Below are 10088 nucleotides of genomic sequence, written 5' to 3'. Positions count from 1 at the left end.
CGGCCGCGGTCTGGGCAGCGGCGAGAACTACACGCAAGTGCTCGAACCGCTTGCCGACAAGCTCAACGCCGCACTCGGCGCATCGCGCGCAGCAGTGGACGCGGGCTACGTGCCGAACGACTATCAGGTCGGTCAGACCGGCAAGATCGTCGCGCCGCAGTTGTACGTTGCGGTCGGCATCTCGGGTGCGATCCAGCATCTGGCCGGCATGAAAGACTCGAAGGTCATCGTCGCGATCAACAAGGACGAAGAAGCGCCGATCTTCAGCGTGGCCGATTACGGCCTCGTCGGCGATCTGTTCACGGTTGTGCCGGAACTCGTCAAAGAGCTCGGCTAAATCGCGGATATCGCACAGCAGACGCGTGTTATCACATGACGTCTGATACCGGAAAGGGGCGCTTCTAGCGCCCCTTTTTCATTATCGGAATCACGTAGACAGGGAGGACCGATATGTACGACGCACCGATCAAGGACATGCTGTTCGTCATGCAGGAACTCGCGGGACTGGGCGAGATCGCCGCGCTGCCCGGCGCCGAGGACGCCACGCCCGAGACCGTCGAAGCCGTGCTGCACGAAGCCGCGAAACTCTGCGGTGAAGTGCTCGCGCCGCTGAACGCCGAAGGCGACCGCAACCCGAGCCGCTGGGACAACGGCGCGGTCCACGCGACGCCCGGTTTCGCCGATGCGTTCCGGCAATACGTGGCGGGTGGCTGGCAGGGCGTGCAACATCCTCAGGAATACGAAGGACAGGGTTTGCCGAAGCTCGTCGGCACGCCCTGTGTGGAAATGCTCAACGCGGCGAATCTGTCGTTTGCGCTGTGTCCGCTGCTGACCGATGGCGCGATCGAAGCGCTGCTCACGGCGGGCAGCGAAGAACAGAAACAGCGCTTCGTGCCGAAGCTGATTTCGGGCGAGTGGACCGGCACGATGAATCTCACCGAACCGCAGGCCGGTTCCGATCTCGCGGCCGTGCGCACGCGCGCCGAACCGCAGCCCGACGGCTCGTACAAGGTTTTCGGCACAAAAATCTTCATCACGTGGGGCGAGCACGATATGGCGGGGAACATCGTCCATCTCGTGCTGGCGCGCACGCCCAGCGCGCCCGAAGGCGTGAAGGGCATTTCGCTCTTTATCGTGCCGAAGTTTCTGATCGACGAGGACGGCACGCCCGGCGCGCGCAACGATGTGCACTGCGTCTCGATCGAACACAAGCTCGGCATCAAGGCGAGCCCGACGGCGGTGCTGCAATACGGCGACAACGGCGGCGCGACCGGCTATCTGATCGGCGAAGAAAATCGCGGCCTCGAATACATGTTCATCATGATGAACGCCGCGCGTTTCGCGGTGGGCATGCAGGGCGTGGCGGTGTCGGATCGCGCGTACCAGAAGGCGCTCGCCTATGCGAAGGAGCGCGTGCAGAGCCGGCCTGTCGATGGCTCGGCGAAAGCGGCGGTGACGATCATTTATCACCCGGACGTGCGCCGCATGCTCGCCACTATGCGCGCACTGACCGAAGCGGCGCGCGCGCTCGCCTACGTGGCGGCGGGCGAGAGCGACCGCGCGCATCGCGACCCCGACGAAGCGCGGCGCGCGCAACATCAGGCGCGCTACGAATACCTCGTGCCGATCGTGAAGGGCTGGAGCACGGAACTGGCGAACGACGTCACGAGCTTCGGCGTGCAGGTGCATGGCGGCATGGGGTTCATCGAGGAAACCGGCGCGGCGCAGTTCTATCGCGACGCACGCATTCTCGCGATCTACGAAGGCACCACGGCGATTCAGGCCAACGACTTGATCGGCCGCAAGACGCTGCGCGACGGCGGGGCGGCGGTGAAGGCCTTGCTCGATGAGATCGCTCAGACGATCGGCGAGCTTGGCGCGCAGGAAGGCGCGGCGTTCAAGTCGATGGCGAAGCATCTCGCGCTGGGCCAGCAGGCGCTGGCATCGACGGTCGACTTCGTGCTCGCCAATGCGAAGCGCGATCCGAACGCCGTGTTCGCAGGCAGCGTGCCGTATCTGAAGCTCGCGGGCGTGGTGCTGGGCGGCTGGCAGATGGCGCGTGCGATGCTCGCTTCGCAACGTCTCATGCAGGCCGATCCGAAGTTCCACGGCGCGAAGATCGCCACGGCGCAGTTCTACGCCGAACATGTGCTGCCGCAGGCGGTGGCGCTGGAAGCGGGCATCGTCAGCGCGAAGGGTGCGGAAGGCGTGCTCGCGCTATCCGAGGATCAGTTCTGAGCTGATTTCGCGTCGCGCAAACAAAAACGGCGGCACGTGTGAACGGGCCGCCGTTTTCGCTACAACTGCTTGAAGCTCGCGTCAGGCGTAAGCCGGACGATGCTCGCCCCGGGTTTCGCCGAGGTAGCGATGCACGGAGAGATCATCGGCCTTGATGGCGGGCTGTTTGCCCGAGATCAGGTCGGCGAGCAACTGGCCCGAGCCGCACGACATGGTCCAGCCGAGCGTGCCGTGGCCCGTGTTCAGGAACAGGTTCGAGAACGGCGTGCGGCCGACGATCGGCGTGCCGTCTGGCGTCATCGGGCGCAGGCCGGTCCAGAAGCTGGCCTTCGACGTGTCGCCGCCACCCGGGAACAGGTCGTTTACGCACATTTCCAGCGTTTCGCGGCGCGCCTGCTTGAGCGACTTGTCGAAGCCGACGATTTCGGCCATGCCGCCCACGCGGATGCGGTCGTCGAAACGCGTGATGGCGATCTTGTAGGTTTCGTCGAGCACGGTCGAAACCGGCGCGGCGCCTGCGTTGACGATAGGCGCGGTGATCGAATAACCCTTGAGCGGATAGACCGGAATCTTCACGAGACCGGCGAGCATCTTCGTCGAGAACGAGCCGAGTGCGAGCACGTAGGTATCCGCGCGCACGACTTCAGCGCCGCACTGCACACCGGCGACGCGATCGCCTTGCATGACGAGACCGTCGATCGGCGTGTTGTAGCGGAACTTGACGCCAAGTTCGGCGGCCATGGCGGCGAGGCGCGTGGTGAAGAGCTGGCAGTCGCCGGTTTCGTCGCCGGGCAGACGCAGGCCGCCGGTGAGCTTGTGCGAGACGGCGGCGAGTGCCGGTTCGGCGCGTTGCAGTTCGGCCGGGGTCAGCAGTTCGTACGGAACGTTCGCGTCCTTGAGCACGGCGATGTCTTTCTGCGCGCCGTCGAATTGCTGCTGGGTGCGGAACACCTGCAGCGTGCCGCCGGTGCGGCCTTCGTACTGGATGCCGGTGTCGGCGCGCAGTGCCTGCAGGCAGTCGCGGCTGTATTCGGCCAGACGCACCATGCGGCCCTTGTTGAGCGCATAGCGCTCGGCCGTGCAGTTCTGCAGCATCTGCCACATCCATTGCAGCTGGAACTTCGTACCGTCGAGGCGGATGGCCAGCGGCGCGTGCTTTTCGAACATCCACTTGATGGCCTTGAGCGGCACGCCCGGCGCGGCCCACGGCGCCGCGTAACCCGGCGAGATCTGGCCGGCGTTCGCAAAGCTCGTCTCCAGCGCCGGACCGGCTTCGCGGTCGATCACCGTGACTTCATGGCCCGCGCGGGCAAGATACCAGGCGCTGGCCACCCCGACCACACCACTGCCCAACACGACGACTCGCATAGCTGCTCCACCAGTTAGATTTGTTTGGGCTACGCCGCTTTGCCGGGCTGGAACGCCTGTTTGGGGCGTGTGCAGCGCGCAAGGCATGAAAAATCGGATGTAGCCAGTGATATCGACTATGCTATTGTTCAACGTCCAGATTTTGTTATTGTATTTTTCAGATTTTCAGGAAAAAAACATGAGAACGCAGCGTCAGCCGGTTCGCGCACTCGACCGGCTCGATCACCGCATCCTGAAACTGCTCCAGGAAGACGGCCGCATGGCCATGAAAGACCTGGCCGAGCAGGTGGGGTTGTCGGTGACGCCCTGCATCGAGCGCGTCAAGCGCATGGAGCGCGACGGCGTCATCACCGGCTACTACGCGCGCGTGAATCCCAACGTGCTGGGGGCGGCGCTGCTGGTGTTCGTGGAGATCACGCTCGATCACAAGAGCGGCAATATGTTCGACCAGTTCCGCCGCGAAGTGCAGAAGATTCCCGAGGTGCTCGAATGCCATCTGGTATCGGGCGATTTCGATTACCTGATCAAGGCGCGCATCGGCGAGATGGCGGATTACCGCAAACTGCTCGGCGATATCCTGTTGCAACTGCCGGGCGCGGTGCAGTCGAAGAGCTATGTGGTGATGGAAGAGATCAAGGAAACGCTGACGATTGCGGTCGGCGAATAACGAGACGAACGACGAGGCGAACAACGAGACGAACAACGCGGCAGGTAGCGCGCCTCGGCCCTGTTTTTCCTGCTCGACAAAGCGGTTAAGTACTGTATATTTGTACAGTACTTAACCGCTTTGTACCTTGAGCCGTGAACACCCCGGAATCCGAACGCGAGCCCGAACCCGAAACCTGGTATCCCGTTGCGCCGCCTGCGCCGCGCAAGGGGCGTGGCGCGGTCACGAACCTGCAAGGGCGCTACGAAGTCGATCAGCGCGAAGCCTTCGACGATGGCTGGCTGCACGAGGCGCCCAAAGAGTCTGAAGAGGGCGAAGCGCACGACGAAGGCCCGGCGGATGTTCTACGCACGCAGGTCTTCGACGAACGCGCGAAAAGCATTCTGACGCGCAACCAGTCGCCCGATATTCCGTTCAGTGTTTCGCTCAATCCGTATCGCGGTTGCGAGCACGGTTGTATCTACTGCTTCGCGCGGCCCACGCACAGTTATCTGGGATTGTCGCCGGGGCTGGATTTCGAAAGCCGTCTTTACGCGAAGATCAACGCGCCCGAACTGCTCGCGCGCGAACTCGGCAAGCCGTCCTACGAGCCGGAGCCCATCGCGCTCGGCGTCAATACGGACGCCTGGCAGCCCGTCGAGCGCGATCTGCGTCTGACTCGCCGCGTGATCGAAGTGCTGGCCGCGCATCAGCATCCGTTCGCGGCGATCACCAAATCGTCGCTGATCGAACGCGATATCGACCTGCTCGCGCCCATGGCGCAACGCCGGCAGTTCATGGCCGCCATCACCATCACCACGCTCGACGCCGATATCGCGCGCACGCTGGAGCCGCGCGCCGCCACGCCTGCGCGCCGTCTGCGCACGATCCGCACGCTCGCGCAGGCGGGCATTCCGGTGGGCGTGAGCATCGCGCCGGTGATTCCGTTCGTCACCGAACCGGATATGGAGCGCGTGCTCGAAGCCTGCGCCGAGGCAGGTGCGACCAGCGCGAGCTATATCGTGCTGCGTCTGCCGTGGGAAGTGTCGCCGCTGTTTCAGGGCTGGCTGGAAGCGCATTTTCCGCAGCGTGCGGCGCGCGTGATGAGCCGTGTGCGCGACATGCGCGGCGGCAAGGATTACGAATCGGATTTTTCGCAGCGCATGAAGGGCACGGGGCTATGGGCCGATCTGCTCAAGCAGCGCTTTCATCAGGCCGTGAAGCGGCTCGGGCTCAACGAGCGGCGTCACGGCATTCTCGATATGTCGGAGTTCATGCGCGAAAAGACCGTGCGCGACAAGCCGCAACTCGACCTGTTCTAACGCGGCTTCGCGTTACTGCGAGATCGCTTTGGCCGCTTCCACCTGCGATTCGAAGTACGTCTGGAACGACAGCGCGAGGCCGGTCATCAGCAGGAACGCGCCGATCAGCAGCGAGAAGATCACCACGAAGATCACGGTCCAGCCCGAACCGCTCGCGCGCTTGCCGGCGAAGGCGGGGTTGAACTGCGCGTCCCACTTTGCATCGGGACGCAGGCCGTAGACGATCGCGGCCAGAAACGCCGACAGCAGCGAAACCGCGCCGATCACCGCCAGGCCCCAGCCGGGAATCGACGCGCGTTCGCTGGCGACGAGCAGCATCACGCCCGGAATGCCGAGCAGCGTGCCGGCGATATGAGCCCAGCCCCACACGTCGCGCGGGCCATACAGATAGAAGCGATGAGCGCCGAGGCTGCCCAGCAGAAAGGCGAGAGCGGCAGTGAGCGTTTTGTTGCGAAAGCGTGCGGGATTGTTCTGATTGGACATGAGCTGGCGGGTTGTCTCGGACGGCACGTACATGTAGAGCGGGCTGTCTCGGCCCGCGGGTCATTGTACGTGCGGCGCCCGCGCTGCAGCAGATGCTGCGCCTTATGCCCGGAACAGCTTGCGCCGCCCGATCAAGGCTGCGCGTAAGTGACGCGATAGATCGCGCCCGCGTAGTCGTCGCTGATCAAGAGGGAGCCGTCGGGCAGCGGCAGCACATCGGCGGGGCGGCCCCATTGGGTATCGTCGGGATTGAGCCAGCCCTCGGCGAAGACTTCCTGATGGGCATGTGCGCCATCGGTATCGGCGGAGATACGCACCACGCGATAGCCCGACTTGCGGCTGCGATTCCACGAGCCATGTTCGGCGATCAAGATGCTGTTGCGATACGCGGCCGGGAACATCGCACCCGTATAGAAGCGCATGCCCAGCGCCGCCACATGCGCGCCCAGCCTGGCGACCGGCGGCGTAAAGCTGCTGCACGGATGATCCCGGCCGAACTCCGGGTCGCTCACGTTGCCGCCGTGACAATAAGGAAAGCCGAAATCCTCGCCCGGATGTGCGAGGCGATTGAGCTTGTCGTCGGGGATATCGTCGCCGAGCATGTCGCGGCCGTTGTCGGTGAACCACAACTCGTGGGTCTGCGGATGCCAGGCGAAGCCCACCGTATTGCGCACGCCGCGCGCGATGGTTTCGTAGTGCGAGCCGTCCGGGTCTATACGGCCGATCATCGCGAAATGCGTGCGCTGCGGGTCGCTGGCGGGCAGGCAGACATTGCAGGGCGCGCCTTGCGGCACGTAGAGCTTGCCGTCCGGGCCGAAGGCGATGAATTTCCAGCCGTGATGGCGCTCGCTGGGCAACTGGTCGGTGACCAAGGCCGGTTTCGGCGGATCGTCGAGATGGGTGTCGATGGCGTCGAGCCGCAATATCGACGAAATCGCGGAGGCATAAAGCGCACCGTCGCGCCAGGCCACGCCGACCGGCATGGTCAGACCGCTGGCGACCACGTGGCGCTTCACGAGCTTGCCGTCGCGCAGTTCGAGCGCGTAGACGCGGCCGTCCATGCTGCCCACATACAGAATGCCGTGGGGCGAGAGCGTCATTTCGCGCGCGGCGGGGACGTCGTCGCTGAGCACTGCTATATGGAAGCCCGGCGGCAGCTTGATGCGCTCGATGGGCGGGGCGGCGTGGGCGAGCGGGGCGCTAAAAAAGGTGCTGAACGCGATTAAGAGGCTCGCCGCGCATCGAACGGCAGCCGACGATGCGTGCGAACCACACGTCGACCGATCGGGGGCCGCATCGGTCGTAGCTGCTGGGAGCGTCGGGCGAAGCCAGTCGATCAAGCGCCCGAATCGTGCTGCAACCCGCGTCCATGGCCGCTGTGCCGCCGTCGCACCCGGCCGCACGGCGGAGTTTTCAGCCGATGTTCGATCGCCTTGCATCGTCGCCTTCCTTGCCGTTTTTCAGGCGGCCTTTCTGGTTGAGCTGCGCAGTTTTCAGTTAAGTGTTTGTTATGCCATTGCTTTCGGGCTATAATCGCATGTTTCAGTAGTCCCGAACCCCCGGTTTTCAAGGATTCTAGTATGGTTATCATCCGTCTGGCACGCGGCGGCTCGAAGAAGCGCCCGTTCTACAACATCGTCGCAACCGATTCGCGTAACCGTCGTGACGGCCGCTTCATCGAGCGCGTGGGCTTCTACAACCCGGTCGCTACCAAGGGTGAAACGCTGCGCATCGCTCAAGATCGCGTGACGTACTGGCAAGAAAACGGCGCACAAATGTCGCCGGCAGTTGCCCGTCTCGTGAAGGAAGCGCAAAAGGCTGTTGCTGCTCCGGCTGCTTAAGTCTTTGACGTGTTTTACCCCCGTGCGCGCAGCGTAAGCCGCGTGTGCGATTTCAAGCTGGCTGCGAGGTTTGTCCATGCCCGAGCATGACGACGCAAAAGCGGACGCCAAGGCTACGGGCGCAGTGACGCCGCAGAACAGTGGCAAGGCTGGCGGACGCGCGGCACGGTCCGCACCGGTTTTCGGTGCGTTCGTGCCGTCAGTACGTAAAACGCCGGCGCGCGAAAGCGCGCCCAGTTCGCAGGTTTCGGCTGCCGCCGAAGGTTTGCGAGCCGAAACTCCGGCGAGCTGGCCGGCCGATGCCGTCGAAGTTGGCGCCGTGATCGAAGCCTATGGCCTTAAAGGCGGGCTGAAGATCGCGCCGCACGCGCAAGGCGGCAAAGCCTTGCTGGCGGCGAAGCGCTGGTGGCTCCTCAAGGGCCGCGAGCATCCCGAGCGTCATTCCGCGGTGCGATTGAGCGCCAAGGTGCACGGCGATTCCGTCGTCGGGCAACTGGGCGGCATCGCCGACCGTGACGCTGCTCTGCTTCTGCGCGGTGCGCGCATCTACGTGAGCCGCGCCGATTTCCCTGCGCCGGAAGCCGACGAGTATTACTGGGTCGACCTGATCGGTCTCGACGTCGTCAATGAGACGGGCGTGGAGCTGGGCAAGGTCGCCGACCTGATCGACAACGGTGCGCAGTCGGTGATGCGCATCGAGTACCCGGAAACGGGCAAGGACGGCAAACCCGACACCGGCGAACGGTTGATCCCGTTTGTCGGCGTATTTGTGAAGACGGTGGACCTGGCGGCGAAACGCATTGTCGTCGACTGGGAAGCCGACTATTAAACCTGCTGTGCTGATTCGCTGAACGGAGAGAGCGATGCAGTTCGATGTCGTTACGCTCTTTCCCGAGATGTTCCGGTCGATTACCGATTGGGGCATCACCAGCCGGGCAGCCAAACAGCAGCGTTACACGTTGCGTACGTGGAATCCGCGCGATTTCACGACCGACAATTACCGCACTATCGACGATCGCCCGTACGGCGGCGGACCCGGCATGGTCATGCTGGCCAAACCGCTGGAAGCAGCGATCGGCGCAGCAAAGGCCGCACAGTCGGAGCAGGGCGTAGCCGCTCCGCGTGTGCTGCTGATGTCGCCGCAAGGCAAGCCGCTCACGCACGAGCGCGCCGTGCAGTTCGCCCAGGAACCCGGTTTCGTGATCCTGTGCGGGCGCTACGAAGCAATCGACCAGCGTCTCGTCGACCGTTACGTGGACGAGGAAGTCAGCCTTGGCGACTTCGTGCTCTCGGGTGGCGAGCTGCCCGCGATGGCGCTGATGGATGCTGTGGTGCGCTTGCTGCCGGGTGTGTTGAACGACGCGCTCTCGGCGGTGCAGGACAGTTTCGTGGACGGTCTGCTCGACTGCCCGCATTACACGCGACCGGAGGAATACGACGGCGTGCGTGTACCCGATGTGCTGCTTGGCGGCCATCATGCGGAAATCGAGCAATGGCGTCGTCGCGAATCGCTGCGCAACACGTGGCAAAAACGGCCTGATCTGATCGCTCGGGCCCGCAAGAACAAGATGTTGAGTCGTGCCGACGAGGCATGGCTCGCTAGTCTCGCGAAGAGCGCGAACGAAGCGTAAAGCTTCGGGCGGGCAGGGCGCGAGGCGCCCAAAGGCGGCGCCGCTTCATGCGTGAACGGCGCCAGTTGTGAATCCATCCTCTATCGGGGCCGTAGTTGCCGGTTTTTCCGTCAACGGGTACGAACGCCGACAAGATGGCTTACGGAGTCAATCCATGAATCTGATTGCAAAACTCGAGCAGGAAGAAATCCAGCGCGTGCTGGGCGAGAAGACCATCCCCGATTTCGCCCCGGGCGATACGGTGATCGTCAACGTGAACGTTGTCGAAGGCACGCGTAAGCGCGTTCAGGCATACGAAGGCGTCGTGATCGCAAAGCGTAACCGCGGTCTGAACTCGGCGTTCATCGTTCGCAAGATCTCGTCGGGCGAAGGCGTCGAGCGTACGTTCCAGACGTACTCGCCGCTGCTGGCAAGCATCGTAGTGAAGCGCCGCGGCGACGTTCGTCGCGCGAAGCTGTACTACCTGCGCAACCTGTCGGGCAAGAAGGCTCGCATCAAGGAAAAGCTGGTGTCGAAAGACCGCGCAGCTGCTCCGGCTGCAGAGCAGGCGTAAAAGCTG

General features: G+C 63.6%; 12 protein-coding genes. 9 read left to right on the top strand and 3 right to left on the bottom strand.

What is annotated here, in order from left to right; all coding sequences use genetic code 11:
• The coding region (locus U5A67_RS34240; RefSeq protein ID WP_321817782.1) for an electron transfer flavoprotein subunit alpha/FixB family protein at nt 1-337 on the top strand (337 nt) is incomplete at its 5' end.
• A gap of 113 nt (nt 338-450) precedes the next feature.
• Nucleotides 451-2238 (top strand): acyl-CoA dehydrogenase, encoded by a 1788-nt coding sequence (locus U5A67_RS34235; protein WP_321817781.1) that lies wholly within the window; start codon nt 451-453, stop codon nt 2236-2238.
• Nucleotides 2239-2319: 81 nt separating this feature from the next.
• Here the strand turns inward: U5A67_RS34235 and U5A67_RS34230 are convergent, their stop codons facing one another.
• Nucleotides 2320-3606 carry a D-amino acid dehydrogenase gene (locus tag U5A67_RS34230; protein WP_205984257.1) on the bottom strand — a complete coding sequence of 429 codons (1287 nt, stop codon included), beginning with the start codon at nt 3604-3606 and terminating at the stop codon, nt 2320-2322.
• A 178-nt stretch (nt 3607-3784) separates the two neighbouring features.
• On the opposite strand from U5A67_RS34230, the gene U5A67_RS34225 reads away from it, so the two are divergent.
• Both U5A67_RS34225 and U5A67_RS34220 read left to right on the top strand, forming a co-directional pair.
• Nucleotides 3785-4273, top strand: a complete 489-nt coding sequence (locus U5A67_RS34225) for an Lrp/AsnC ligand binding domain-containing protein (protein WP_027817365.1) — start codon at nt 3785-3787, stop codon at nt 4271-4273.
• A 134-nt stretch (nt 4274-4407) separates the two neighbouring features.
• On the top strand, nt 4408-5574 hold the full coding sequence (locus tag U5A67_RS34220; RefSeq protein WP_321817780.1) for a PA0069 family radical SAM protein: 1167 nt from the start codon (nt 4408-4410) through the stop codon (nt 5572-5574).
• 12 nt (nt 5575-5586) lie between these two features.
• Here the strand turns inward: U5A67_RS34220 and U5A67_RS34215 are convergent, their stop codons facing one another.
• A complete protein-coding gene (locus U5A67_RS34215; protein ID WP_205984255.1) occupies nt 5587-6057 on the bottom strand; it encodes an NINE protein in 471 nt (156 codons plus the stop codon).
• 131 nt (nt 6058-6188) lie between these two features.
• Nucleotides 6189-7190, bottom strand: a complete 1002-nt coding sequence (locus tag U5A67_RS34210; RefSeq protein WP_415767998.1) for a PQQ-dependent sugar dehydrogenase — start codon at nt 7188-7190, stop codon at nt 6189-6191.
• A gap of 25 nt (nt 7191-7215) precedes the next feature.
• On the opposite strand from U5A67_RS34210, the gene U5A67_RS34205 reads away from it, so the two are divergent.
• From U5A67_RS34205 to rplS, 5 genes are all read left to right on the top strand, one after another.
• Nucleotides 7216-7590: a hypothetical protein gene (locus tag U5A67_RS34205; protein WP_321817794.1), complete on the top strand. Its 375-nt coding sequence runs from the start codon at nt 7216-7218 to the stop codon at nt 7588-7590.
• 47 nt (nt 7591-7637) lie between these two features.
• Nucleotides 7638-7898 (top strand): 30S ribosomal protein S16, encoded by a 261-nt coding sequence (rpsP, locus tag U5A67_RS34200; RefSeq protein ID WP_205984253.1) that lies wholly within the window; start codon nt 7638-7640, stop codon nt 7896-7898.
• 76 nt (nt 7899-7974) lie between these two features.
• Complete coding sequence (rimM, locus tag U5A67_RS34195) at nt 7975-8727, top strand: ribosome maturation factor RimM (protein ID WP_321817779.1); 753 nt, start codon at nt 7975-7977, stop codon at nt 8725-8727.
• 34 nt (nt 8728-8761) lie between these two features.
• Complete coding sequence (gene trmD / locus U5A67_RS34190; RefSeq protein ID WP_205984251.1) at nt 8762-9529, top strand: tRNA (guanosine(37)-N1)-methyltransferase TrmD; 768 nt, start codon at nt 8762-8764, stop codon at nt 9527-9529.
• 154 nt (nt 9530-9683) lie between these two features.
• Nucleotides 9684-10082 (top strand): 50S ribosomal protein L19, encoded by a 399-nt coding sequence (gene rplS, locus U5A67_RS34185; RefSeq protein WP_027817360.1) that lies wholly within the window; start codon nt 9684-9686, stop codon nt 10080-10082.
• Nucleotides 10083-10088 lie beyond the last annotated feature (6 nt).

Origin of the sequence: Paraburkholderia sp. J69-1, from assembly GCF_905220255.1 — a bacterium.
Classification (GTDB): Bacteria; Pseudomonadota; Gammaproteobacteria; order Burkholderiales; family Burkholderiaceae; genus Paraburkholderia.
The sequence above is the reverse complement of the archived record's forward strand: the minus strand, read 5'-3'. Positions and strand labels throughout refer to the sequence as shown.